The sequence below is a fragment of the Streptomyces sp. NBC_00158 genome, assembly GCF_045160885.1.
GTDB lineage: Bacteria > Actinomycetota > Actinomycetes > Streptomycetales > Streptomycetaceae > Streptomyces.
Window position 1 is genome coordinate 6,867,969 of the sequence record NZ_CP108161.1, and the last position, 24,680, is coordinate 6,892,648.

The 24,680-nt window shown below is 75.2% G+C and carries 24 protein-coding genes; 12 read left to right on the top strand and 12 right to left on the bottom strand.

Going from position 1 to position 24,680, the window contains the following annotated elements; genetic code table 11:
- Positions 1 to 24: 24 nt before the first annotated feature.
- Positions 25 to 1,152, bottom strand: a complete 1,128-nt coding sequence (locus tag OG553_RS31455; protein ID WP_405982231.1) for an agmatine deiminase family protein — start codon at positions 1,150 to 1,152, stop codon at positions 25 to 27.
- 79 nt (positions 1,153 to 1,231) lie between these two features.
- The gene (locus OG553_RS31460; RefSeq protein WP_405982232.1) at positions 1,232 to 2,770 is read right to left on the bottom strand and encodes an APC family permease; all 1,539 of its coding nucleotides are present in this window, start codon (positions 2,768 to 2,770) and stop codon (positions 1,232 to 1,234) included.
- A 175-nt stretch (positions 2,771 to 2,945) separates the two neighbouring features.
- On the opposite strand from OG553_RS31460, the gene OG553_RS31465 reads away from it, so the two are divergent.
- Positions 2,946 to 3,581 (top strand): TetR/AcrR family transcriptional regulator, encoded by a 636-nt coding sequence (locus tag OG553_RS31465; protein WP_405982233.1) that lies wholly within the window; start codon positions 2,946 to 2,948, stop codon positions 3,579 to 3,581.
- Positions 3,582 to 3,602: 21 nt separating this feature from the next.
- Here the strand turns inward: OG553_RS31465 and OG553_RS31470 are convergent, their stop codons facing one another.
- Entirely contained in the window at positions 3,603 to 4,325 is a 723-nt protein-coding gene (locus OG553_RS31470; RefSeq protein ID WP_405982234.1) for an SIR2 family NAD-dependent protein deacylase, read from the bottom strand.
- A gap of 173 nt (positions 4,326 to 4,498) precedes the next feature.
- Here OG553_RS31470 and OG553_RS31475 point away from each other — a divergent pair, with 173 nt between their 5' ends.
- From OG553_RS31475 to OG553_RS31485, 3 genes are read left to right on the top strand one after another with little or no spacing between them, the layout of a single operon-like run.
- Positions 4,499 to 4,960 carry a hypothetical protein gene (locus tag OG553_RS31475; protein ID WP_405982235.1) on the top strand — a complete coding sequence of 154 codons (462 nt, stop codon included), beginning with the start codon at positions 4,499 to 4,501 and terminating at the stop codon, positions 4,958 to 4,960.
- Between the two features lie 16 nt (positions 4,961 to 4,976).
- The gene (locus OG553_RS31480; protein WP_405982236.1) at positions 4,977 to 5,861 is read left to right on the top strand and encodes an ATP-grasp domain-containing protein; all 885 of its coding nucleotides are present in this window, start codon (positions 4,977 to 4,979) and stop codon (positions 5,859 to 5,861) included.
- A 42-nt stretch (positions 5,862 to 5,903) separates the two neighbouring features.
- A complete protein-coding gene (locus tag OG553_RS31485; RefSeq protein ID WP_405982237.1) occupies positions 5,904 to 6,764 on the top strand; it encodes a GNAT family N-acetyltransferase in 861 nt (286 codons plus the stop codon).
- 80 nt (positions 6,765 to 6,844) lie between these two features.
- Here OG553_RS31485 and OG553_RS31490 read toward each other — a convergent pair whose 3' ends face one another.
- From OG553_RS31490 to OG553_RS31500, 3 genes are all read right to left on the bottom strand, one after another.
- Positions 6,845 to 7,288 (bottom strand): SSI family serine proteinase inhibitor, encoded by a 444-nt coding sequence (locus OG553_RS31490; RefSeq protein ID WP_405982238.1) that lies wholly within the window; start codon positions 7,286 to 7,288, stop codon positions 6,845 to 6,847.
- A gap of 248 nt (positions 7,289 to 7,536) precedes the next feature.
- Complete coding sequence (locus tag OG553_RS31495; protein WP_405982239.1) at positions 7,537 to 8,001, bottom strand: Crp/Fnr family transcriptional regulator; 465 nt, start codon at positions 7,999 to 8,001, stop codon at positions 7,537 to 7,539.
- Between the two features lie 195 nt (positions 8,002 to 8,196).
- The gene (locus tag OG553_RS31500) at positions 8,197 to 8,499 is read right to left on the bottom strand and encodes a hypothetical protein (RefSeq protein WP_007262440.1); all 303 of its coding nucleotides are present in this window, start codon (positions 8,497 to 8,499) and stop codon (positions 8,197 to 8,199) included.
- Positions 8,500 to 8,739: 240 nt separating this feature from the next.
- Here OG553_RS31500 and OG553_RS31505 point away from each other — a divergent pair, with 240 nt between their 5' ends.
- Complete coding sequence (locus OG553_RS31505; protein ID WP_405982240.1) at positions 8,740 to 10,686, top strand: glycoside hydrolase family 5 protein; 1,947 nt, start codon at positions 8,740 to 8,742, stop codon at positions 10,684 to 10,686.
- Between the two features lie 16 nt (positions 10,687 to 10,702).
- Here OG553_RS31505 and OG553_RS31510 read toward each other — a convergent pair whose 3' ends face one another.
- Positions 10,703 to 11,374, bottom strand: coding sequence for an HAD family hydrolase (locus OG553_RS31510; protein WP_405982241.1), 672 nt, complete (start codon positions 11,372 to 11,374; stop codon positions 10,703 to 10,705).
- Between the two features lie 161 nt (positions 11,375 to 11,535).
- On the opposite strand from OG553_RS31510, the gene OG553_RS31515 reads away from it, so the two are divergent.
- Positions 11,536 to 14,268, top strand: coding sequence for a DNRLRE domain-containing protein (locus tag OG553_RS31515; protein WP_405982242.1), 2,733 nt, complete (start codon positions 11,536 to 11,538; stop codon positions 14,266 to 14,268).
- 30 nt (positions 14,269 to 14,298) lie between these two features.
- On the opposite strand, the gene OG553_RS31520 is transcribed toward OG553_RS31515, so the two are convergent.
- Positions 14,299 to 14,616, bottom strand: a complete 318-nt coding sequence (locus OG553_RS31520) for an ArsR/SmtB family transcription factor (protein WP_405982243.1) — start codon at positions 14,614 to 14,616, stop codon at positions 14,299 to 14,301.
- Between the two features lie 73 nt (positions 14,617 to 14,689).
- Between OG553_RS31520 and OG553_RS31525 the strand changes: the two genes are divergently transcribed.
- The gene (locus tag OG553_RS31525; protein WP_405982244.1) at positions 14,690 to 16,690 is read left to right on the top strand and encodes a heavy metal translocating P-type ATPase; all 2,001 of its coding nucleotides are present in this window, start codon (positions 14,690 to 14,692) and stop codon (positions 16,688 to 16,690) included.
- Between the two features lie 229 nt (positions 16,691 to 16,919).
- Here the strand turns inward: OG553_RS31525 and OG553_RS31530 are convergent, their stop codons facing one another.
- Positions 16,920 to 17,384 carry a hypothetical protein gene (locus OG553_RS31530; protein ID WP_405982245.1) on the bottom strand — a complete coding sequence of 155 codons (465 nt, stop codon included), beginning with the start codon at positions 17,382 to 17,384 and terminating at the stop codon, positions 16,920 to 16,922.
- Between the two features lie 89 nt (positions 17,385 to 17,473).
- Between OG553_RS31530 and OG553_RS31535 the strand changes: the two genes are divergently transcribed.
- On the top strand, positions 17,474 to 17,791 hold the full coding sequence (locus tag OG553_RS31535; RefSeq protein WP_405982246.1) for a hypothetical protein: 318 nt from the start codon (positions 17,474 to 17,476) through the stop codon (positions 17,789 to 17,791).
- Here the strand turns inward: OG553_RS31535 and OG553_RS31540 are convergent.
- Positions 17,760 to 18,593, bottom strand: a complete 834-nt coding sequence (locus tag OG553_RS31540) for a MerR family transcriptional regulator (RefSeq protein WP_405983193.1) — start codon at positions 18,591 to 18,593, stop codon at positions 17,760 to 17,762. The two genes, OG553_RS31535 and OG553_RS31540, sit on opposite strands and share 32 nt — an antisense overlap.
- Before the next feature lie 69 nt (positions 18,594 to 18,662).
- Positions 18,663 to 19,130, bottom strand: a complete 468-nt coding sequence (locus tag OG553_RS31545; RefSeq protein WP_405982247.1) for a hypothetical protein — start codon at positions 19,128 to 19,130, stop codon at positions 18,663 to 18,665.
- 256 nt (positions 19,131 to 19,386) lie between these two features.
- Here OG553_RS31545 and OG553_RS31550 point away from each other — a divergent pair, with 256 nt between their 5' ends.
- Both OG553_RS31550 and OG553_RS31555 read left to right on the top strand, forming a co-directional pair.
- Positions 19,387 to 20,727 carry an MFS transporter gene (locus OG553_RS31550; RefSeq protein WP_405982248.1) on the top strand — a complete coding sequence of 447 codons (1,341 nt, stop codon included), beginning with the start codon at positions 19,387 to 19,389 and terminating at the stop codon, positions 20,725 to 20,727.
- 172 nt (positions 20,728 to 20,899) lie between these two features.
- Entirely contained in the window at positions 20,900 to 21,619 is a 720-nt protein-coding gene (locus OG553_RS31555; RefSeq protein WP_405982249.1) for a peptidoglycan-binding protein, read from the top strand.
- A 54-nt stretch (positions 21,620 to 21,673) separates the two neighbouring features.
- On the opposite strand, the gene OG553_RS31560 is transcribed toward OG553_RS31555, so the two are convergent.
- Positions 21,674 to 22,417, bottom strand: coding sequence for an SDR family NAD(P)-dependent oxidoreductase (locus tag OG553_RS31560; protein ID WP_405982250.1), 744 nt, complete (start codon positions 22,415 to 22,417; stop codon positions 21,674 to 21,676).
- 139 nt (positions 22,418 to 22,556) lie between these two features.
- Here OG553_RS31560 and OG553_RS31565 point away from each other — a divergent pair, with 139 nt between their 5' ends.
- Together OG553_RS31565 and OG553_RS31570 are read left to right on the top strand one after the other, a co-directional pair.
- The gene (locus OG553_RS31565) at positions 22,557 to 23,633 is read left to right on the top strand and encodes an RNA ligase (ATP) (RefSeq protein ID WP_405982251.1); all 1,077 of its coding nucleotides are present in this window, start codon (positions 22,557 to 22,559) and stop codon (positions 23,631 to 23,633) included.
- A gap of 125 nt (positions 23,634 to 23,758) precedes the next feature.
- Entirely contained in the window at positions 23,759 to 24,676 is a 918-nt protein-coding gene (locus OG553_RS31570) for an NADP-dependent oxidoreductase (protein ID WP_405983194.1), read from the top strand.
- Positions 24,677 to 24,680 lie beyond the last annotated feature (4 nt).

Here is a 24,680-nt window from a genome sequence, read left to right on the forward strand (position 1 = left end):
CCGGACGGGGCCGGCGCGCGCGGGTCAGCGCACGCGCGGAACGTGCTGCGTCACGCAGTGGACGCCCCCGCCGCCCCAGGCGAGGTTGCGGGCCGGGGCGCCGACCACCTGGCGGCCCGGGAAGAGCACGGCGAACTGGGCGAGTGCACGGGCGTCGGCCGGTTCGCCCGCCGTCGGCACGACGACGTTGCCGCCCGTCTCGTAGAAGTTGGTGTAACTGAACGTCCGCACCATCAGCCCGTTGTGCCGGAACTTCGGCTGGTGGTGCATCTCCACGATCTGGAAGGGCCGCCCGCAGGCGTCGGTCGCGGCGTCCAGCACCGCCTTGTTGGCGGCCATCCGGTCGTGGTTGGGGTCGGCGGGGTCGGGCTGGGTGTGCAGCAGCAGCCTGGCCGGGCCGAGGTAGGCGGCGACGAGGTCGACGTGGCCGTTGGTGATGTCGTCGCCGGCCAGGCCGTACGGCAGCCAGACCACCTTGACCGCCCCGTACGAGGCCAGGAGCGCGGCCTCGATCTGCGCACGGGTCATGCCCGGGTTGCGGTTGGGGTTCAGGAGGCACTCCTCGGTGGTGATGAGGGTGCCCTGGCCGTCCGTGATCACGGATCCGCCCTCCAGGACCATGTCCACGGGCTGCCGCGGGACGCCCAGGTACGTACAGACGCCGACCGGCAGGAAGTCGTCCTTGTCGTACGGGTACTTCCCGCCCCAGCCGTTGAAGCCGAAGTCCAGGCCGGCCGAGCGGGTCCGCCCCTCGTTCACGGTGAGGACGGGGCCGGTGTCGCGGGCCCAGCAGTCGTTGACGGGGTGCTCGATGACGGTGACCGAGCTGCCGCAGCGGGCGCGGGCCTGTGCCGCCTGGCCCGGCTCGGCGACCATCACGACCGTTTCGAAGCGGGCGACGGCCTGTGCGATGCCCGCGATCTCGCCCTGGACGTCGGTGAGCAGCCCGCCCCAGCCGACGTTCCTGTCCCACGGCCAGGCCATGACGCAGGCGGAGTGCGGCTCCCATTCGGCCGGGGCGTGGTACCGCTCGGCGCCCTTGGCCTGTGCGTCCTCGGCGAAGGCGGGGGCCGGGCCGCCGAAGACGGGGTACGCGGCGGCCGCAAGGGCGGCGGCGCCGAAGCCGCGCCGGGTCACGCGTGGCAGGTGCATGACATTTCTCCTTCTGGTGGAGGGGAGGGGGCGGGGCCGGCGGGTGTCCGGCGGCAGGTGTGCCGGACACCCGCCGGGGTCAGGCGGTTTCGGCGGCGGGTGCGGCGGGGGCCGCCGTTGCCCGTTCCTCGCGGGCCCGGGCAGCGCGCAGCGTGTCCTGCGGCTTCTTGAGGGTGAGGTAGAGAAGGCCGGCGGTGATCACCGCTCCGATGCCCAGCAGGCCGGCCCAGATCTGGTACCAGGGGGCTCCCGGCGGGGCCAGGACCGCACGCGGCCAGCAGACGTTGGCCACCTCGAAAGCGGTCCAGAGCACCGCCAGCACGTTGAGGAAGGTCCCCTTGCGGCCGAGCCTGATGTGCCCGGACGGGGCCCACGTGCCGCGCAGCCGGGCGATCAGGGCGGCCAGGGTCACCAGGAAGAACGGCAGGAAGGTGGCCGCGGTCCCGAAGGCGATCAGGCTGCCGATGGCGGTGGCGTTCAGGCCGAGCAGCAGGCCGGTACAGCTGACGAGGGTGGCGGTGACCAGCCCGCCGATGGGGGCCCGGCGCCGGTTGACCCGGCGGACCTGCCGGGAGAAGGGGAACACCCCGTCCCTGGCCAGCGAGTACACCCCGCGGGCGGCGCCGCCCTGGGAGGCCATGGCGCAGGCGAGGAAGCCGATCAGGACCACCGCCACGAAGGGCTTGTCGGACCAGGAGCCGAAGGCGGTGACCACGGCGGTGGTCACCGGGTCGAGGTCCTCGCCCGCGACGACGGCCCGCGGGTCCGGGTGGGCCAGGGCGACCGCCATCGCGTTGAGGATGACGACCAGGCCGACGCTGAGCAGGGCCCACCACATGGCGCGCGGCACCTGGCGCCCGGCGTCCTTGGTCTCCTCGGCGGTCGAGACGCAGGCGTCGAAGCCGATGAAGCCCCAGCCGGCGACGGCGAGGACGGCCAGGAAGGCCGTCACGGTCGACCCGCCGGACAGCTCCTCGGCGCCCAGGGTCTGCGTGAAGATCGAGAAGCCGTGCTGGCGGAAGAACAGCAGCAGGGTGAGGCCGACGAGCACGGAGGCGACGGCCTCGGCGGCGATGCCGAGCGAGACGAACCAGCTCAGGATCCGGATGCCGTACGCGTTGACCAGCATGCAGGCCACCAGGATCCCGGCGGCGACCGCGACCAGGGCGCCCGGCGAGGGCACCACGCCGACGAGGGCGAAGACCCAGGGGGCCGCCAGGTACGCCACGGTCGTGTTGCCGAACATCACCGCGAACTGCCAGACCCAGCCGCTCATCCAGCCGAACGACGGACCCAGCAGCCGTCGGCCCCACTGGTAGGGGCCGCCGGCCAGCGGCCACTGCGAGGCCAGCTCGGCGTAGACGTTGACCACCAGGCACTGCCCGAGCAGGACCACCGGCAGCGCCCACACCCAGGCGGGCCCGGCGATCGTCGTGCCGACCATCGAGACGGCGTACAGGGCCACCACGGGCGAGACCACGGCGAAGCCCATGGCGATGTTCCCGAGGACGCCGAGACTGCGGCTCAGCTCCTGCTCGTAGCCCAGGTCGCTCAGGCGGGCGGCGTCGGTGTCCCGCGGGGCGTCCGGGCTGGGGACGACGGGGGAAAGGTCTGGCATGCGCACCTCTGGAGGAGGGGGAGCGCCGGCGCCCGCACCCGGGCGGGCCGGAGTGCTCCGGACGTAAATCTAACGTTGTTAGGTATCGGGAATGCGGGGACCATAACCCGGCCCGGACCTCTTGGGAACCCCTCCCTCCCGGTAACCTGGCGGCGGATCAACGAGGGGGATCACCGTGGGCCGACCCAACCAGCCGCTGCTCAACCGCGGGAACATCGCGCGCGCGGCCCTGGACCTGCTCGACGAGGAGGGCCCCCAGGCCCTGAAGATGCGCACCCTGGCCGACCGCCTCGGCGTGCGCGGCGCCTCGCTCTACCACCACGTCGCCTCCAAGGACGACGTGCTGGACGCGGTCTCGGAGCTCATCAACGAGGAGATCGACCTCGGCCCGCTCGACGGACCGCGCTGGCGCGAGGGGATCGCCGCGTACGCCCGGGGATACCGGCAGGTCTACCTGCGCCACCCGAACGCCATCGCCCCGGCGGCCCGCCGGCAGGTCGCCGCCGACAAGGCGCTGCGCGGCTACGACGCGCTGCTCGCCGCGCTCGTCCGGGCGGGATGCACCCCGGACCGGGCCGCCGAAGCCGCGGCGGCCGTCGACTACCTGGTCCTCGGCTCGGCCCTGGAGACCTTCACGGCGGGGTTCGGCCGTGCCCCCGCCGACTACCGCCCCGACTACCCGGCCCTGGCCGACGCGCTCACCGGCGCCGCCGCCACCGGCTCGGGCCTGGCCGGGCTCGACGACCGGGGCTTCGAACTCGGCCTCGGCCTCCTCCTGGACGGGCTCGCCGCCCAGCTGGACACCCCCTGAGCCGAGCGCCGGGCCGGGCCGCTACGCGAACCGGGCCAGCAGGGCCGGGAGGGCGGTGCCGATCGGCTCGCGGACCAGTTCGTCCGCCAGCGGGTCGTACGGGGTCTCCTCCGCGTTGACGATGATCAGCCGGGCTCCGGCCTCGGCCGCCATACCGGCGAGCGAGGCGGCCGGCTGGACCTGGAGGGTCGACCCGACGGCGATGAACACCTGGCACCCCTTGGCCACGGCCACGGCCCGCGCCAGCACCTCGGCGTCCAGGTGCTGGCCGAACATCACCGTCGCCGTCTTCAGGATCCCCCCGCACGCCAGGCAGGCGGGATCCGGTTCCCCGGCGGCCACCCGGGCCAGCGCCTCCTCCGTGCCCGACCGGGCGCCGCAGGCGGTGCAGACCACCTCGCGGGCCGTCCCGTGCAGCTCGAACACCTTCCGCGCGGGCATCCCGGCGAGCTGGTGCAGGCCGTCCACGTTCTGGGTGATCACCCGTACCGGGGTGCCGGAGCGCTCCAGCCCGGCCACCGCCAGGTGCGCGGCGTTCGGCCGGGGCGCCAGGGCCCAGAGCTCGGAGCGCATCAGCCAGGAGCGGCGCCGGATCTCCGGGTCGGCCATGTAGTACTCGTACGTCACGAGCTTCTCGGCGTCCGGGTCGGCGCGCCACAACCCCTGCGGCCCCCGGTAGTCCGGGATCCCGGAGTCGGTCGACATCCCGGCCCCACTGAACACTGCGACGAGCGGCTTCCCCATGCGCCGACCCTACGCAGAACCGCCCCGGCGCGGCGAACGGATTACCGACCGGGCCGCGCGGGGCCGGTCGGCGCAGGGGGAGGGTCGTTTCTGCGGTGAATCTCCACGCCCACCGGAGTGAGCCCGCGCCGCGCCCGTGAATGCCGACGGGAACGGGCGGCTACAAACCGGACATGACGCTCATCCCCTACCGCCCGGGTGCCCTGCTGCTCGCACTGTCCGCCGCCCTGTTCCCCGTGATCGCGTCGTCGGTCCCGGCAGCCGCCCTCGCCGACCCGGTGCCGCGCTGGTCCCTCCACCACCACGGTCACCACCACCACACCGCCGAGGAGATCACCACCTTCCTCACCGCCTTCTACGGGGACCACGGCCCCTCCGCCGGGGACCGCAGCCAGCGGATCTCGCAGCAGCTGAAGGAGAAACAGGCCCACAGTCCGGACGCCGACGTCGTGCTCTGCGCCCACGGCGTCCCGCGGGACATCGCCATCGGGCCGGCCACGGTGGCGCAGGCGGCCGGTGTCGGCTGGGCCACCGTCACCACCACCTGGGACTCCGGCGCCACCGACACCTTCACCGCGTACGTCCGCCTCGACTCCCGGCCGATCGCGCTCGACGACGTGATCTGCGCGGGCTGATCACTATCGTGGGGGAGTGAACACGACAGCCACCGTCCTCTACTGCCACGACCCGCTGCACGAACGCCGGGCCGACGCCCACTTCGCGGCCGAGGCCCGGCAGTTGCGGGCCGCCGGCGGGACCGTCGCGCTCGTCGACCACGACGCCCTCCTCGCCGGGGACGCCGAGCGGGCCGTGGCCCGGGTCCCGGCCGGGGCCGGGGCCGTCTGGTACCGGGGCTGGATGGTCCCCGCCGAGCGGTACGCCGCCCTCGACGCGGCCCTGGGCGGGCGCGGAGCCCGGCTGGCCGTGACTCCCGGGGCCTACCGGCGCGCCCATGAACTCCCGGGCTGGTACGAGACGTTCGCCGGGCTCACCCCGGCCAGCCGCTGGCTGCCCGCCGCGCCGGGGCGGGTCCCGGACGGGGAGCGGCTCGCGGCCCTCGCCGCCGCACTCCCGGCGGGGGCGGGCATCGTCAAGGACTACGTGAAGTCCCGCAAGCACGAATGGGACGAGGCCTGCCACCTCCCCGACCTCGCCGACCGCCCCGCCGTGCACCGGGTGGTGAGCCGGTTCGTCGAACTCCAGGACGAGTTCCTCGCGGGCGGGATCGTCCTGCGCGCCTTCGAGCGCTTCACCGGTCCCGAGGTCCGCGTCTGGTGGTTCGACGGGGAACCCCGGCTGGCCACCCCGCACCCCGACCACCCCGGTCACGCCGAGCCCGCCGCCGGGGTCTCCGACCCGGCCCTCGGGCCGGTCCGGTCCGCCGTCGCGGCGCTCGGCTGCCGCTTCGTCACCACCGACCTCGCGCTGCGCGAGGACGGGGTCTGGCGGGTCGTCGAGGTGGGCGACGGCCAGGTCAGCGACCTGCACCCGGCGGTCGACCCGGCCGCCCTCGCCGGGCTGCTGACGGCCGGATAGCGCTCCTGCGCACGCCCCCGGCGTTCTGGTACAACACCGCCCATGACGGGATTCGAGATCACCGGCGCGAGCGCCGCCGACATGGAACTGCTGCGCACCTGGGCGGACCAGGAGGGGTGGAACCCGGGGGACAGCGACCGCTTCGCCTTCGCGGTCGCCGACCCGGAGGGCTTCCTGGTCGGGCGCCTGGACGGGGAACCGGTGGCCTGCATCTCCGCCGTGCGCTACGGCACCGGGTTCGGCTTCATCGGCTTCTACATCGCCCGGCCCGACGTACGCGGCCGGGGCTACGGGATCCGGCTGTGGCAGGCCGGGATGGACCGGCTCAAGGGGCGGCTCGTCGGACTCGACGGGGTGGTCGAACAGCAGCACAACTACCGCAAGTCCGGCTTCCGTTCCGCCTGGACCACCATGCGCTACGAGGGCGTGCCCGGGCCCGCCGGCAGCGGTGCGGACGCCGCGTCCGGCGGTGTGGAGATCGTGGACGCGGCCTCGCTGCCCTTCGCGCGGCTCGCCGCCTACGACCGCCGTTTCTTCCCCGAGCCGCGGGACGCCTTCCTGGCCGCCTGGACCTCGCTGCCCGGCCGGACCGCCCTCGCGGCCGTCCGGGACGGCCGGATCGAGGGCCTCGGCGTGGTCCGCCCGTGCAGCGGCGCCGCCCGCGTCGGCCCGCTCTACGCCGCGACCCCGCAGGTGGCCGCCGCCCTCGTCCGACGGCTCGCCGGGCACGTCCCTGGCGGGGAGGTGGCCGTGGACGTGCCCGACGCGAACCCGGAGGCGGCGGCGGTGGCCACCGGCCTGGGGCTGACCCCGTCCTTCGAGACGGCCCGCATGTACACCGGCCCGGCGCCGGACGTCGAGCTGGCCGGGCTGTACGGGGTCACCAGTCTGGAACTGGGCTGAGCGGCCGGGGCGGGGGCCGGACGGCGGTCGCACGGCGCCGCCCGGCCCCCGCCCCGGCCCCGGCTCCAGGGCGCGGGGCCTCAGATGCCGAAGAGCACCCCGGTGGTGCTGCGCAGCCCGCAGGGGTTGCCGAAGGTGTACGTGTAGCTCAGCCGGCGGCCCTGCCACACGCCCTCGGCGGTGACGGTCACCGGGTTCCACTCCCTGGTGCAGGCGCTGTTCGGCCGCGGAGCGGCGAGGGCGTCCAGTGAGGCCCCGGTGGCCCGCAGCTCGGCGCAGGCCGCCGCCGGGTCGGGGTGCGTGCCGCCGGGCCGGGGCGCGCACACCAGCGTGGCCGCGCGCAGTACCGTCCCGTTGACCGTGTCCTCCCCGGCCGTCACGCTGACGACGAGCGCGGACGGCGAGTACAGGCTCTGCGTTCCGGTCGGTGCCGCGTCGGCGGCTCCGGTCCCGGCCAGCGCGGTGAGGGCGGTGAGGGCCATTGCTCCGGAAGCCAGTCCCAGACTCCTGGTGATGGACCGCATTTCGAACACTCCTCGGGTCGACGTTTCGGATAACGGACGGGAGTCTTGCCGATCCGGAGCGTGAACGCCCGTTCGTACCGCCATTTCTCGTCACTGATCGTGAGCGCATGAGCGCAGTCCGCAGTCGTATCCGTCCGTCCCGTGCCGCCGTGACCTGCGGGGGAGGGATTCCGGGAAACGGCCGAACACCCCTCCCCGAAAGGTTTGGAGCGCCCCTCGGCGGTTCGTGCCCTCGCTGGACCGGCCGCTCAGCGGCCCGCACCCGAGCGCGGGGAGTAGAGGTCGAGGAGCCGGGTGCGGGTCTGGTGGAGCCGGACGGCGAGGACCCGTCCGACCCAGTGTCCGATCGCGGAGCCGAAAGCGGGATCGGCGTCCATCAGCATCCGGACGGTCGCCCCGTCGAACTCGTAGGCGCGTACCGGGGTCATGGCCTCGGCGCCGAGCTGCCACACGTACGGCGGGAACAGCCACGACCACCCGACGAGCTCCCCGGGGCCGAGGCTCTCGACGGGCGCGGGGGTGCGGCGGCCGGGCAGCGGGATCTCCAGGGTCACCGTGCCGGAGCGCACGATCCAGAACGTCTGCGCCGGCCGGCCCTCGTCGAAGAGCCGCGCGCCCTCGGGAAAGTTGACCTCACGGGCGTGCGACATCAGGCGGCCGCGGTGCTCGGCCGACAGGACGGCGGCGATCCGGATGGGGGAAGGTGTGCTCACGACGGCCTCCGATCACGACCCCCCACAAGCCTCTGGTCTCCCCAGTGTCGCCGACCCGGGCCCGGTTCAGGGCGTGCCGCGGTACGGGAACGGTCGGTCGTCCGCCGTCCACCGAGGGTGGCGGACGACGGGCCGGGTTGCCCCGGAGCGTCACCCGCACCCCGGCGGAAGAAACCCCTCCGTCCCTTCCGGCCGCTACTCCTCGGCATTGGCCTCCAGACAGGCCAGCTCCATCGCGTCGAGCACCGCCTCGTGGCTGCGCCCGCTCAGCTCCGCCACGTTCTCGATCTGCGCGGTCGCCCAGGCGGCCAGCGTCATCACCAGCACCCGCAGCCCGTCCGTGCCGTGGTCGTCGAGGATCGCGTCGGCGACCGTCATGGCGTCCTCCGGCACCTGCTCCGGCGGCTCCAGCCCGGCGAGCCCGCGCAGCATCGCCAGGGTGCGGCGGGAGATCTCCGGTGTGATCCTCGCCAGCCGCATGTCCTCGTCGTCGTCCATCAGCCCCGCCCTCCCGTTGCCGGTGTCCCCTCAGGGCACGGTAGAGGCGCCGGAGCGTGCGCGGGGCGGTTTCGGCCGGGTGGCCGGGTGTGAAGGGATGGCCCGCGAGGGGCGGAATTGACGCCTCCGCCCCGGAGGGTGTGCACCGGGGCGCTCCCGTGCCTTCCGCCCGCTGCGACCGGCCGGTAACTTGTCCGCCGCAGCCGCCCGGAGCGGGCGGCCGGAGCGGGTGGGAGCGAGATGAAGAGCCTCGTACGGGTGCTGCTGAGCGTGCTGTTCCTGGCGGCCGGAGCGCCCCCGGCCGCCGCCGCCCCCGCACCACCCCCGGCCCGTCCGACCGCGACATCCGCGACGGCCGCGACATCCGCCCAGTCCGCCCCGGCCGCCGACACCGCCTGGACGCCCCCGCTCTCCACCCGGGGCCGCTACGTCGTCGACGCCCGGGGCGAGCGCTTCCGGCTGCGCTCCGGCAACTGGGACGGCGCCCAGGGCTCCTGGAACGGCTCCGGCGACCGGACCGACCCCGCCACCCACCACAGCGGCCAGGACTCCCACGGCATCCCGATCGGCCTCGACCGGGTCCCGATGCCCGCGCTGCTCGCGGACTTCCGCGCCCTCGGGCTCAACAGCATCCGGCTGCCCTTCTCCAACGAGATGCTCCGCACCACCACCCCCGTCCCGGACGCGGCCGTCGCCGCCAACCCGGCCCTGCGCGGGCGCACCCCGCTCCAGGTCTTCGACGCCGTCGTCACCGCCCTGACCGACGCGGGCTTCGCCGTCATCCTCAACAACCACACCGGAACCACCCGCTGGTGCTGCGGCCTCGACGGCAACGAACGCTGGAACAGCGGCCGTTCCACCGCCCAGTGGGCCGACGACTGGGTGTCCGTCGCCCGCCGCTACCGCGCCAACCCGCGCGTGGTCGGAGCCGACCTCTACAACGAGGTCCGCCGTGACACCTGGGACGACCCCAACTGGGGCCTCGGCGACGGCCACGACTGGCAGGCCGCCTCCCAGGAGGCCGCCGACCGGATCCTCACCGAGGCCAACCCGGACCTGCTCATCGTCGTCGAAGGCATCAACTGGACCGGCATCCCCCTCGACGGGTTCCCCCACGAGCGCCCCACCCTCACCCCCGTGCGCACCCTCTCGCACACCCTGGTCGTTTCCGACAAGCTGGTGTACTCGGCCCACTTCTACGGATACACCGGCCCCCGCCACAGCGGCGCGACCGGCCTCGGCGAGACCCACGACCCCCGCTACCAGGACATGACCCGGGCCCAGCTCGAACAGACCCTGTACGACCAGGCCTTCTTCGTCTCCGCCGAGACCGGCACCCACTTCACCGCCCCCGTCTGGATCAGCGAGTTCGGCATCGGCGCGGACGAGACGGGCGCCGCCCCGCGCGCCTGGTTCCAGAACCTCGCCTCCTACCTCACGGCCGCCGACGCCGACTTCGCGTACTGGCCGCTCGTCGGCTGGAGCACCACCGCCCAGGGCGCCCCCGGCGGCGACAGCTGGGCCGTGCTCCGCTACGACTCCGCCGGCCGCCGCACCGGGGTCCTCGACCCCGCCGACTGGCGCACCGCCACCTGGACCGCCCTGGCCGGCACCCCCGGCCGCACCGGACCCGTCCCCGCCACCCCGGCCTGGTACCAGCTCAGCACCGACCACCGGGACCACGACGCCTCCCTGCTCACCCGCGCCGCCGGGGACTGGGACAGCGGCGCCCGCAAGGCCGTCTGCCCCGACGGCGCCCGGCTGGCCGGCCTCTCCCACACCGGCGGACGCGGCCTGTGCACCACCTCGGACCTGCGCGCGGCGGCCGGCGGGCACACGGTGGTCCGCGACGAGGCGTACGTCCCGCCGGGCGGCGACTGGGCCACCGGCTACACCAAGCTCCAGTGCCCGGCGGGGCAGTTCTTGATCGGGTACAGCCTGCGCGGCGAGCGCGTCTCCGCCGCCCTGTGCGCCCCGGCCCGCACCGCCCTCCCGACGGGCGCCGGCCGCACCCTCTGGTTCGACCGGGCCGACAACCGCCCGGCGGGAGCGGGCGGCGGCGACTACGCCCGGGGCCACTACAAGGGCCAGTGCGCGCCCACCGAGTACGCGGCGGGCATCGCCTTCACCACCCGGGCCGGCTCGCGCCCCTCACCGGCGGCCCTGCTCTGCCGCCCGCTCTCCTAGCGGAACCCGGTGGGGATCAGGCCATGCCCTCCAGCAGGGCGGGGAGTTCGCGCATGTCGGTGAAGACCACCGTGCCCGGACCGGCCAGCACGTCCGCCGGGGTGAGACCGCCCGCGTAGCCCAGCGAGCGCATCCCGGCGGCGCGCGCCGCACGCACGCCCGGCAGGCTGTCCTCGACCACCACGCACGCAGCCGGTTCGACGCCCATCCGCCGGGCCGCGTACAGGAACACGTCCGGGGCGGGCTTGCCCCGGGGCACCTCGGTGGCGCTGTGGATGCGGCCGGCGAAGCGCTCGTAGAGGCCCGTACGGCCCAGCGTGTGCCGCATCTTCTCGTGGGAGCCGCTGGAGGCGACGCAGGTCGCCAGGGAGATCCGGTCGAGGGCCTCGGGCAGCCCCTCGACCGGCCTCAGCCCCGCGTCCACCGCCTCGGCGTGCAGGACGGCGAAGCGCTCGTCCCACTCCTCGGCCGTCGCGGCCCCCAGCCGGGCCGCGACCTCCTCCCGCACGTGTGCGGCGGAGCGGCCGATGAAGCGCTCGATCACCTCGGCCTCGGTCAGCGGCCAGCCCAGCTCGGCGCCGAGGGCCACCTGTACGCGGGCCGCGAGGGGCTCGCTGTCGACGAGGACGCCGTCGCAGTCGAATATCACCAGGCGCACGGGCGGCACGGGCTCAGTTGAAACGATCATGTGGGAAGGGTAGGCGAAGGCTCCGCCACGCCCGGGGCGTTCGGCAACCGATGGGTCAAGTGTGGTGACCGGCACGGAGATCCGCCCTAGGGTGCGCCCGTACGAAGAACATCCGTGCGCCTGCCGTACGGCAGCGCGGCGCACGACGAACTGGGGGGTTCATGCGCAGATCCAGAGGCCTGGCGGCCGCTCTCGCCCTGTCACTGGCCGGCACCGGCGCGGTCGTCGGCCTCGGCCTCGTCCCGGACGCGGCGGCCGTCACCCCGCCAGTGGCCTTCACCGCCGACCCGCTGCCCACCTGGCAGCCCAACGGGGTCGTCTGGGCCCTCGCCGAGGCGGGCGGCACCGTCTTCGCCGGCGGAACCTTCTCCGCCGTACGCCCGCCCGCCGGGGCGGCCGGCACCGAGCGCCAGGCGGTCAACTTCGCCGCGCTCGACGCCGCCACCGGCGCCCCGACCTCGTGCGAACTGTCCTTCACCGTCGCGAGCGGCACCGCGACCGTCAGGGCGCTCACCGTCTCGCCGGACAAGAAGACCCTCTACGCGGGCGGCTACTTCGGCGCGGTCAACGGCACCCCGGTCTCCAGCATCGCCGCCATCGACGTGGCCACCTGCACGGTGAAGCCCTCCTTCCGGCCGGCCTTCGCGGCCACCGTACGGGCCATCGCCGTCACCGGCGACACCGTCTACGCGGGCGGCGACTTCCTCACCGTGGCCGGCCAGCCGCGCCGGCGCTTCGCCGCCGTCGCCGCCGCGGACGGCGCGCTGCGCCCCTTCCGGGCCGACGCGGACGAGCCGGGCCGCGCCGTCGAGGTCACCCCGGACGGCAGGAACGTCCTGCTCGGCGGTGACTTCTTCACGCTGAACGGGACGGACACGCACGCGCTGGCCGTCGTCGACGCCGCCAGTGGAGCCCTCACGAAGGCCTACCCGGGCTTCATCGAGACCAACTCGGTCGTCAAGGACATCGCGACCGACGCGACCGGCTTCTACACCGCCAACGAGGGCACCGGCGGCGGGGTCTTCGACGGCCGCATCGCCCTCGACCTGGCCGGCTTCGGGCAGCGCTGGCGCGACACCTGCCTCGGCGCCACCCAGGCCGTCCTGCCGTACCGGAACGTGCTCTACAGCGCCTCGCACGCGCACGACTGCTCCGGCGTAGGCGAGTTCCCCGACGGCCAGCGCCACCACCTGCTGGCCCAGCCGACCACGAGCACCGGCAAGCTCGGCTGGTCCCCCGACACCAACGACGGCATCGGCGAGGGCATCGGCCCGCGCGTGATGGCGGTCGGCGCCAAGGCGGGCGTCCCCTACCTCTGGCTGGGCGGCGAGTTCACCACCGTCAACGGGGCGGCGCAGCAGAGCCTGACGCGCTTCTCCTCCACGAACGACACGGGCGCGCCCACCGTTCCCGTCGCGAGCGCGGCGGCCTTCAAGTCGGGCGAGGTGCAGGTGCGCTGGCGGACCAGCCTCGACCTGGACGACAGCGCGCTCACTTACCGGATCCACCGCAACGGCTCGGCCACCCCGGTCGGGACGGTCACCGCCGACTCGCTGTTCTTCAAGCGCCCGCAGGCCTCCTGGACGGACACCACCGCCCAGGCCGGCCAGACGTACACCTACCGGGTGACGGCCACCGACGCGGCGGGCAACACCAGCGCCCAGTCCGCCCCGGTGACCGTGACGGTACCGGTCACGGCCGACGCCTACCCGAGCCGGGTCCGCGCGGACGGCGCCCAGCTGTACTGGCGCTACGACGACGCGGTCCTGCCGTACGCCGCCGATTCCTCGGCCGGCGGCAACGAAGCGGGCGTCCACCAGGGCGGCCCGGCCCTGCGCCAGTCGCCGGGCGCGGTGGGCGGTGCGAGCACGGCGATCGGTTTCAACGGCACGGACGCCCACGTGTACGGCGACCGCCGGCAGACCGTGGGCGGCACCTACAGCATCGAGACCTGGTTCAGGACGGGCACCACGCAGGGCGGCAAGCTCGTCGGCTTCGGCAACCAGCAGGCGGGCGGCAGCAGCAGGTACGACAAGCACGTCTACATGACCGATGACGGCCGGCTGGTCTACGGCGTCTACACCGGAGCCACCCGCACCATCACCACCGCCGCCGCCTACAACGACGACAAGTGGCACCACGTCGTCGCCGCCCAGGGCCCCGGCGGGATGGCCCTGTACGTGGACGGCGTCCTGAAGGGCACCCTGGACGTCACCACGCACGAGGACTTCGCGGGTTACTGGCGCACCGGCTTCGACGGCCTCGGCGGCTGGCCGGACCGCCCGGGCAGCGAGCACTGGGCGGGCCGGCTGGACGAGACCGCGATCTACCCCGGCGTGCTCACCGCGGCGCAGGTGAAGGACCACTTCACCCTGGCCTCCGCCCCGGCCGACTCGGTCGTCACGCTCACCGCGGCCGAGGACACGTACGCCAACGCGGGCGCCCCGGCCGCCAACTACGGCACCTCCGGGTCCCTCGCCGTGCGCGGCACCCCGCTGTACACGAGCTACCTGCGCTTCGAGCTGCCCGCCGCGCCCGCCGGGAAGGTCCTCAAGTCGGCTGCGCTGAGCGTGAAGACCAGCACCATGGCGGGCGCCGGGACCACCGACGCCGTCTCGGTCGTCCCGGTCACCGGCGCCTGGTCGGAGGCCGGGACCAGCTACAACAGCCGGCCGGCCACGGGCTCCCCGGCGCTCGGGAGCTTCCCCGGCATCCCGGACGGCTCGGCGGTCCACACCGCCGGGCTGAACGCGGCCGCCCTCGCGGGCGCGCTGGGCGGACCGTACGGCCTGGCGCTGACCGCGGCCGGGACCGACGCCCTGTGGCTGTGGTCCTCGGAGGCCGCGGCCAACGAGGGGACGCCGCAGCTGCGGCTGACCTTCGGGGCGCCGTAGCGGGCCCGGCCCGATCCGAAGGGCGCGGCCCTAGCCCCGACGTCCGTGGTGCACGTGCTCCAGCACCTGCCGGAGCAGGGCGGTGACGTGCTCGTCGTGCAGTTCGTAGACCACGCTGCGCCCGTCGCGCCGCCCGGCCACCAGGTCGAGGTGGCGCAGCAGGCGCAGGTGGTTGGAGACGGTGGGCTGGCCGAGGCCGAGGGCCTCGGCCAGCCCACCGACCGAGCAGGGCGCGTGCAGGAGCCGGGCCAGGATGCGGATCCGGGCGGGTGAGGCGAGGCCCTGCATGACCTCGGCGACCGCGGCCGCGTCGGGCTCGGTGAGCGTGGGTTCCACGGCTGGTTCCATGGGGGCCACCTTAGATCGGGAGATCAGGACGTACACACGTCTACATATTTCGATGTGCTGATATATTGATGTCATGAATGACGTGATGCGTGACGCCATGCGTGACGTGGCGAAGAAGGCCGGAGCGCGCGCGGAGCTGGTCAGCGCCCTGCTCGCCCTCACCGTCTACCTCACCGGGCTGACCCTCCAGCTGACCGGCAACGCAGGCTCCGCCTCCCAGGCGCTCTTCGTGGCCGCCTACGTCTTCGGCGGGTTCTTCACCCTCCGCGAGGCCGTCGCCACCCTGCGCGAGGGCCGCTTCCAGGTCGACTTCCTGATGCTCGTCGCCGCGGCCGGAGCCGCCGCCATCGGCCGCTGGGAGGAGGGCGCCGTCCTCCTGGTCCTCTTCAGCCTGGGCCACGCCCTGGAGGAGTACGCCATGGGCCGCGCCCGGCGCTCCATCGAGGCCCTGGGCGCCCTCGCCCCCCGCACCGCCCTCGTCCGGCGCGGCGGCGCCGAGGCCGTCGAGGTGCCCGTCGAGGAGCTGGCCGTCGGGGACACCGTGCTGGTCCGCCCGCACACCCGGGTCCCGGCCGACGGGTTCGTCGCCGCCGGCAGCAGCAGCGTCGACCAGTCGCCGATCACCGGCGAGAGCGTCCCCGCCGACAAGACCCCGGTGGCCGACCGCGCCGCCGCCCTCGCCGACCCCGCCGCCACCGACCCCGGCAGCCGCCTCTACGCCGGCACCGTCAACGGCTCCGGCTCCCTCGACGTGGTCGTCACCCGCCTCGCCGCCGACAACACCCTCGCCCGCATGGTCCGGATGGTCCAGGACGCCGAGGAACGCACCTCGCCCACCCAGCGGTTCACCGACCGCTTCCAGAAGGTCTTCGTACCCGGCGTCCTCGTCCTGGTCGCCGCCCTGCTGGGATTCGGCGCCCTGTCCGGCGAACCCTTCACCGACACCTTCTACCGCGCCATGGCCGTCCTCGTCGCCGCCAGCCCGTGCGCCCTCGCCATCGCCACCCCGGCTGCCGTCCTCAGCGCCGTGGGCCGCGCGGCCCGCGGGGGAGTGCTGGTCAAGGGCGGGGCACCGCTGGAGGAGTTCGGCCGCCTGAGCACCCTCGCCTTCGACAAGACCGGCACCCTCACCGAGGGCCGCCCCCGCCTCACCGAGGCCCTGGCCGCCGACGGAGCCGGCCGCGAGGAACTGCTGCGCACCGCCCTCGCCACCCAGCGGCTCAGCGACCACCCCCTCGCCCAGGCCGTCGTACGGGACGCGCCGGCCCTGCTGGCGGGCACCCCGGCCGCCCCGGCCGCCGCGACCCCGGAAGCCGTCGGCCTCCGCGCCGTCATCGGCCGCGGGGTCACCGCCGAACTCGACGGCGAGACCGTCCACATCGGCAGCCTCTCCTACGCCGACACCCTCGCCGGACCGCCCGTACCGCCCGCCCTGCGCGAGCGCACCGAGGAGCTGGCCCGGACCGGCCGCACCACGATGCTGGTCCGCCGGGGAGAGCGCTGGCTGGGCACCCTCGGCCTGATGGACGCCCCCCGCCCGGAAGCCGCCGAGACCGTCGCCGCCCTGCGCGCCCTGGGCGTGACCCGCACGGTGATGCTCTCCGGCGACGACCAGCGCGTGGCCGACGCCGTGGCGCGCGAGGTGGGCATGGACGAGGCGCTCGGCGGCCTGATGCCGCAGGACAAGGTCACCGAGGTGGCCCGGCTGCGCCGCACCGCCCGCACGGCCATGATCGGCGACGGGGTCAACGACGCCCCCGCCATGGCGGGGGCCACCGTGGGAGTGGCCATGGGCGCGGCGGGCTCGGCGGTGGCCCTGGAGACGGCCGACATCGCCCTGATGTCCGACGACCTGCGCCGCCTCCCCTTCATCACCGGCCTCAGCCGCCGCGCGAGCCGGATCATCCGGCAGAACCTGTGGCTGAGCCTGGGCATCGTCGCCGTCCTCGTCCCGGCCACCGCGCTCGGCCTGGGCATCGGCCCGGCCGTCCTGGTCCACGAGGGCTCCACCCTGGTCGTCGTCGCCAACGCGCTGCGGCTGCTGCGCCACCGGGACCCCGTCTCCGGCGCCTGACGGCACCTCCGAGGGCCTCCGCCGGTCAGGCGGAGGCCCTCAGGCGACCGCGCCGGACGTCCCGCACGAGAACGGCGACCGAGCCCAGGAGGAACAGGGCGGCGGCCGCGGCCCAGAGCGGCGACCCGCCGGCCCGGTGGTCCCGCAGGGCTCCGGCCGGCAGCGGTGAACAGGCGGGGACCCCGAGGGCCGAGACGCGGTACCGATGTGGCGGCTCATGGCGCCGTCCTCACCGACGGCCCCCGGCCACCCGCCCACCGGGAGCCTCCACCTCCAGGAACCGCCGCCCCCGCGGCCCCCGGTAGAGGAGGCACTCCCAGCCGTGCCGCTCCAGTTCCGCCGCGCAGGCCTTCAGACGGTCCTGCTCCTCCCCGGCGGCGCCCCCGCCCGGCGGGCCGGTCCAGGTCACCCGCACCCCCTCCGCCCCGTCCGCCACCCGGTAGCCGGTGCGGACGCGCAGGCCGGCCGGGTCCACCGCCGACGGCGGGAATCCCGCCGCCTCCAGTACCAGGGCCACCGCGCGCGGCATCAGCCGCAGCTCCCAGGGGGCCGGCGCCCCCGCCCCGCCGGCCAGCAGCCGGCGGATCTGCAGCATCCCCTCGTACGCCGTGCGCACCTCGGCCGCCCGGCCCGCGCCGGCCGCCCCGGGGCCGTCGCCGGTCGCGGGCTCGAAGCCCTGGGGTTCCGTCTCCACCGCAGCCCTCCGCCGTCTGAGTACCCGTGCCGGGCGGACTGAGTATCCGCCCCGATCCACCGGCGCCGCGCCGCTGCTGGAATGACGGCATGGACACCCCGGCACCCGCAACCCCCCGCCCGCGCCTCGGCCACGTGACCGCCGCCGGCTCCGCGCTCGCGGTCGCGCTGGTGCCGCTCGTCGTCGGCGTGCTGATCGCCAAGGGCGTCGCCGCCGACCCGCACGCCCCCGTCAACGCCCTGATCACCGGCGGAGGCCAGCGCGCCGGCCTGCCCCGCGCCGAGTGGAGCCGGCGCGGGCACGGAGCGGTGCGCCGGCTGCGGACGGCCCGCCGGGGCACCGCCCGGCGCTGCGCGGCCGTCCGCGACCGGGCCCTCAGGAGGCCAGCGGCTCCTGGAGCTCGGTGACCCACTCCCGCGGGTCCTGCGGGCAGGCCAGTGCCAGCTCGCGGGCGTAGCCCGCCGAGCGGTGGCCGTGCGCGTCGATCCACCGGGCCAGGGCCTGCGCCGTCGGCAGCACGCCGTCCATCGGGCCCCGGTGCACCACGGTCGCCGCCCGCTCGACCCCGGGCAGCTCGACGATCCGCACCCCGGCCCCGAGGTCCTCGGCGCGGACCGCCGCCGCCACCGGGAGCCCGGCGTGCACCAGGACCGCTCCGGGCCCGCCGTCCGGAGCCTCCTCGTAGTAGGCCAGACCCGGACCGGCCGGAACCACCCCGGCGGTCTCGATCCGGCGGCACAGGTCCTCGTACAAAGGACCGATGACCGGCCCGATGTCCTGCGGGGCGAAGCTCGCCGCCACCCCGCTCAGTTCGGCCAGCCGTACCGGCGGCAGGCTCTTCACGACGATCTCGTCCGCGGACATGGTCCCCTCGCTCTCGATGGTCCGGAGCCTCGTCTCGACCTGGACCAGGCGGGCCGCAGCCTCGGCCGCGGCGGTCTCCAGTTCCGCCCGGCGCAGCCGCAGCATCCCGCGCAGCTCCTCCGCGGTCACCTTCTCGTCGAGCACCGCCCCCACCTGTTCCAGGCTGAAGCCGAGCTCCTTGAGGGCGATGACGCGGTTGAGGCGGGCCAGCTGGCCCGCCTCGTACGAGCGGTAGCCGGTCACGGGGTCGACACGTGCCGGGCGCAGCAGTCCGAGCGCGTCGTAGTGACGCAGCATGCGGACCGACACCCGGCCGTGCTTGGCGAAGTCTCCGATGTTGAACATGACGTGCTCCAGTGCAGGGCCTGACACCGTGTGAGGGTCAAGTCTGCCCGGCGGAAGGATCCGCTCCGGTCAGCGGCCGTACTGGCGTACGCACAGGTCCACGATCGACGGCGGGACCGCGCCCTCCGCCGCCTCGCACAGCTCATCGCCGCGCGGCGGACGCGGCACGCGCGGCGCCGACGGCTCGGCGGTCCGGGCGCGCCGGGGCGCGGCGGGCTTCGCCGGGCGCTGCGCGGGCGGGCGGGCCCGGCGGACGGGCGGCGGCACCCGCGGCGGCGCCGCGGGGACCGCCCCGGACTCCGGGAGCTCGCCCAGCGGCAGGGGCGGCTCCGGCGGCGGATCGTGCGCGTGGCGCGCACCGGTGGCGTCCGGGGCGTCGGGGGAGTCCGCCGCGTGCGGTGCGTCCGGTGCGTCCACTGGCGGTACGGAGCCCCGTGCCGGGTCCGGGCCGCCGGACCCGGGGCCCACGGACACGCAGCCGGCACTCGCGAGGAGCGCGAGGAGGGAGAGGGGCAGGGCGGCCCGGCGTAACTGCATCCGACCACCATGCCGTAGTCCGGGGCCCGGCGGATTCGGATCCTCACGCGTCCGGGTGATGCCGGGAACCGGGCCGGACGTTGCCGAATCGATCCTTCGGGAGGCGGCCGGAAACGGCCCCGGCGGTCGCAGAATGGGCGGGAACGCGATCGGCGCGGCACGGCAGTGCGGGCGACGGGGGAGGCGCGACCCCCGGGGTCTGGTGCCGCCGTGCCCTCGTGCACCACTCGCCCGCCTGCCGTACGGAGTGCCGAGCATGACCGAACCAGCCGCGTCCAGCGTTCCCGGACCCACCCCGCCCGCCGGGCCGCCCGCCCCGCCCGCCGGGCCGCCCGCCACCCCGCCCGCCGGGCCGCCCCCCTCCGGGCACGGCCCCGTCAGGGGATGGGCGGCCGTGGCGGCCGTTTCCCTGGGGATCTTCTGCCTGATCACCTCCGAGCTGCTGCCCATCGGCCTGCTCACCCCCGTCGGCGCCGACCTCGGGGTCTCCGACGGCACCGCCGGGCTGATGGTCACCGTCCCCGGCCTCGTCGCCGGCCTCTGCGCACCCCTCGTCACCGTCGGCGCCGCCCGGACGGACCGGCGCCACGTGCTCTGCGTGCTGATCGCCCTGATGGCCGCCGCCAACCTCGCCGCCGCGTTCGCCCCGGACTTCACGGTGCTCCTGGCCGCCCGGCTGCTCATCGGCATCAGCGTCGGCGGGTTCTGGGCCATCGCGGGCGGGCTCGCCGTCCGGCTGGTCCCCGGCCACCACACCGGACGGGCCACGGCCCTGATCTTCGGCGGTGTCCCGACCGCCTCCGTCCTCGGCGTCCCCGCCGGCACCCTCCTCGGCGAACTCGGCGGCTGGCGCACCGCCTTCGGCGCCGTCGGCGTCCTCGGCGCGCTCACCGCCGCCGCCCTGCTCCTGCTGCTCCCCGCGCTGCCCCCGTCCGGGCCCGTCACCTTCCGCGAACTGCCCGCCCTGCTGCGCCGCAACCGCGGGGTGCGTGCCGGAGTCATCGTCACCTTCCTGGTGGTGACCGGCCAGTTCGCCGCGTACACCTTCGTACGGCCGATCCTGCGGGACGTCTCCGGCGTCGAGTCCGGCCTGGTCAGCACCCTGCTCCTCGGCTACGGCCTCGCCGGGGTCGCGGGCAACTTCCTGGCGGGGCCGCGCGACGCCCGCCGTACGCTGCTCACCGTCAGCGCCACCCTGACCGCCGTGCTGGCGCTGATCGCCGTCGTGCCGGGAGCCGCCGCCGGGACCGCGCTGCTGCTGGTCTGGGGCCTGGTCTACGGCGGGGTCTCCGTCAGCCTCCAGCGCTGGATGCTGCACGCCGCGCCGGGGGCCGCCGAGGCCGCCTCCTCCCTCATGGTGGCCATGTTCAACTTCGCCATAGCGGCGGGCGCCCTCGCCGGCGGTCTCGCGGTCGACCGGCTCTCCGTGCCGGCGGCCCCGCTCACCGGTGCCGCGCTGATGCTTGCGGCCGCCCTCACGGTGGCGGTCACCTCCCGGTCCGGCGGCGGATCAGAACGGATGGATGGGGCGGAACGGACACCCGGCTTGACGAAGCGGTCGCGGACGGAAAGAGTCCGCTCAAGAGCCACCGAATGAGCCGTACTTCGGAGAAGTCCCACATGCCGATATCCGCCCGCGCCCCGCTGACCGTGCCGGCCCCGGGGGCGGGCACGGCCCTCGCCGCCCGGCGGCGCAGGGCCTGACCGGCTGGACAGGGGGCCGGTCCCGCACCGCCGCACCGGCCCCCTGTCCGCGCCCGGAGACAACCGTGTCCCCACACCCCGATGAGAACGGGCCCGAGCCCGACGACCGCCACTTCGTACGGCCCTACGTCGCCGTCTCCGAGGACCCCCACGACCCGGCGTACCCCGCCTGGCCGTCGCTGCCGGAGTCACTGGAGGAGACGACGCAGCCGCTGCCGCGCGTCCCGTCCGCGCCCCCGGCCGGCGCCGCGGCCCCGGACCCCGGACCCGCTCCCGCGCGGCGGGGCGGCCGGCTCGCGCCCGCCGCCCTCGGCCTGCTGGCGCTGGCCGGGGCGGGCACGCTGGTGTTCCTGCTGAGTGGGCCCGAACCGGAGCCCCCGCCGGCCGCGGCCCGCCCCGACCTCGCCCTGCCGGCACTGCCCGCCCGCAGCCCCGGCGCCGGGGAGAGCGAGATCCGCAACCAGGCGGCCACGGCGAAGCCCTCGGCAGCCTCCGCCACCCGCGCCCCCTCCGCGTCCCCGTCGAGGCCGGCGACCGGCTCCCCGACCCCGGGCAGGCCGACGAAGCAGCCGGACTCCTCCGGGACGCTGCGCCCGGGGGACAAGGGGCCCGAGGTGAGGGCCCTCCAGGAGCGTCTGTACGGGCAGGGGTTCACGTACGTCAAGGTGTCCGGGGTCTACGACGGCCAGACCAAGCGCGGCGTCGCGCAGCTCCAGCGGGACCGGGACATCAAGGGCGACCCGAGCGGCGTCTACGGCCCCGCGACCCGGGCGGCCTTCGGCTGAGCCGGAGGGCCGGAGGGCCGGAACCGGTTCGGGCTGGTCCGGTCCGGTCCGGGGTCACCGCCCGCCGGAGACCCGCAGCACCGCGCCCGTCGTGTACGAGGCGTCCTCGGACAGCAGCCAGGCGATGGCCCCGGCCACCTCCTCGGGCTGTCCGGGGCGTCCGAGCGGGATCCCCGCGGCGGCCTTGGCCGGCCGGTCCGGGTCGCCCATCGCCGCGTGCATGCCGGTCTCGATGATCCCCGGCGCGACCCCGTTGACCCGGACGCGGTCCGGGCCCAGCTCCTTGGACAGGCCCAGGGTCAGCGCGTCGACGGCCGCCTTCGTGGCGGCGTAGTGGACGTAGTCCCCGGGGCTGCCCAGCGTCGCGGCCGCGGAGGAGACGTTCACGATGGCCCCGCCGCCGGCCGCCGCCATGTCCCGGGCGGCCCGCCGGCAGCAGAGCAGGTACCCGAGGAGGTTCACCTCCACCACCCGGCGCAGGTCCTCGGTCCGGGCGTCGGCGAGCCGGCCCAGGGGGCCGGTCACCCCGGCGTTGTTCACCAGCCCGGTGACCGGGCCCAGTTCCGCGGCGGCGGTGTCGAAGAGCCGCTCGACCGCGTCCTCGCGGGAGGTGTCCCCGCGTACGGTCACGCACCGCCCGCCCGCCGCCCGCACGCGCTCGGCGGTGGCCTCGGCGGCCGCCGCGTCGCGCGCGTAGCCGAGCACCAGGTCGTGCCCCTCGGCGGCGAGGCGCACGCAGGTCGCGGCGCCGATGCCGCGGCTGCCTCCGGTGACGACGGTGACGGGGCGGCATGACATGTGAACCTCCTTGCGGGGAACGGCGGATGCCGTTCGCGCGGCGCAGGCTAACACCCCGAAATCCGCTGGACCAGCGGAAATGGCGGCGCCGAGAGTGGCCGGGAAGCCCGAGTCCGTCCCCGCGTCCCAGGAGGCGCCGATGTCCACGCTGCGTGTCACCGTCGAAGAACTGACCGTCCACCACCACCCCGATGCCGACGCGCTGGAGCTGGCCCAGGTGGGCCTGTACCGCGCCGTCGTCGCGAAGGGGGCCTACCGGACCGGAGACCTGGCCCTCTACATACCCGAGCAGGCGGTCCTCCCGGCCGCCCTGATCGAGGAGCTGGGGCTGACGGGCCGGCTGGCCGGGAGCTCCAAGGACCGGGTCAAGGCGGTCCGGCTGCGCGGGGAGCTCTCGCAGGGCCTGGTCTGCCGGCCCCGCGCCCTGGAGGGCGTGGACCTGGCCCTCGCCGCCGAGGAGGGCACCGACTTCGCGGAGGCGCTGGGCATCGTCAAGTGGTCGCCGCCCGTCTCCACGACGATGGCCGGAGACGTCGAGCCGGCGCCCGACCTGCTGCCCTGGGTGGACATCGAGAACCTCCAGCGCTACCCGGGGATCTTCGAGGAGGGGGAGCCCGTCGTCCTGACGGAGAAACTCCACGGCACGGCCTGCCTGCTGACCTACCCGGCCGCCGACGGGCAGGTCCTCGTCTCCTCCAAGGGCGTCGGTGCCAAGGGGCTGGCACTCAAGGAGGACGGGCGCAACGTCTACTGGCGCGCGGTGCGCGGCCACGGCGTGGCGGAGGCCGCGGCCCGGCTCGCCGAGCGGCTGGGCGCGAGCCGGATCGGAGTCTTCGGCGAGGTGTACGGAACCGGGGTCCAGGACCTGGCGTACGGGGTCCCGGCCTCGACGGCCGACACCCCGCCCGGATACGCCGTCTTCGACGTGTCCGCCGAGATCGACGGCCGGGTGCGCTGGCTGGATCCGCAGGAGGTGTTCCCGGACGGCGAACTCCCGCTGGTGCCACGGCTCTTCGAGGGCCCGTACGCCCTGGACGCGGTACTGGGGCTGGCCAGTGGCCGGGAGACGGTCTCCGGGCGGGAGCTGCACCTGCGCGAGGGGGTCGTCATCCGCCCGGCGGCCGAGCGGTACAGCCCCGTGACCGGCGGGCGGGCCATCGCCAAGGCGGTCAGCCCGGCCTACCTGACGCGCAAGGGCGGCACCGAGTACGAGTGACCGGGCGGCGTTGCGCTCGGCGGTGCGGGCGGCGTTCCGTGGTGGGATGGGGAAGGGGCGATTTCCACCGGTTCGGGTAGGCAGACGGAGAGGCCGCATCCATGGCGCAGGACACCGAAGGCACCATGCGTGCCATGGCGTACGGGACGTACGGCGGGACGGAGGTGCTCGCCGAGACCCGGCTGCCCGTGCCCAAGGTCGCCCCCGGCGAGGTCCTCGTACGGGTCCGCTGCGCGGCCGTCAACCCGGTCGACTGGAAGATCATGTCGGGCGGGCTGGACGGCCTCATGGACGTCGTGTTCCCCGTCGTACCGGGCTGGGACGTCTCCGGCACCGTCGAGCGCGTCGGCATCGACGCCCCCGAGTTCGCGGTGGGCGACGCGGTCATGGGCTACGCCCGCAAGGACTGGGTGCACGGCGGCACCTTCGCCGAGTTCGTCAGCGTCCCCGTACGCTGCCTCGCGGCCAAGCCCGTCTCGCTCGACTGGCGGCAGGCGGCGGGCCTGCCGCTGGCCGGCCTCACCGCCCACCAGCTGCTGACCCGCCTCGGCACCGGCGGGGGCGACACGGTCCTCGTGCACGGCGCGGCGGGCGGCGTCGGCTCCCTCGGCGTCCAGATCGCCGCCGCCCTCGGCGCCCGGGTCATCGGCACCGCCTCCCCGCGCAACCACGACCGGCTGCGCGGCCTCGGCTGCGAACCCGTCGCCTACGGGGACGGCCTGACGGAACGCGTCCGCGCCCTCGCCCCCGAGGGCGTCACCGTCGTCGCCGACTTCGTCGGGGGCGTCCTCGACGTCACCCGCGCCGTCCTCGCCGAGGGCGGACGCCACGCCTCCATCGCCGACCACACGGTCCTGGGGGCGGGCGGCCAGTGGATCTGGGTCCGTCCCGACTCCGCCGACCTCGCCGCCCTGGGCCGCCTCGCCGACGAGGGCCGCCTGGAGGTCACGGTCGCGGAGACCTTCCCGCTCGCCGAACTCGCGGCCGCCTTCGCCCTCAACCAGGAGGGCCACACGGCCGGCAAGATCGTCGTCGAGGTGTGAGACC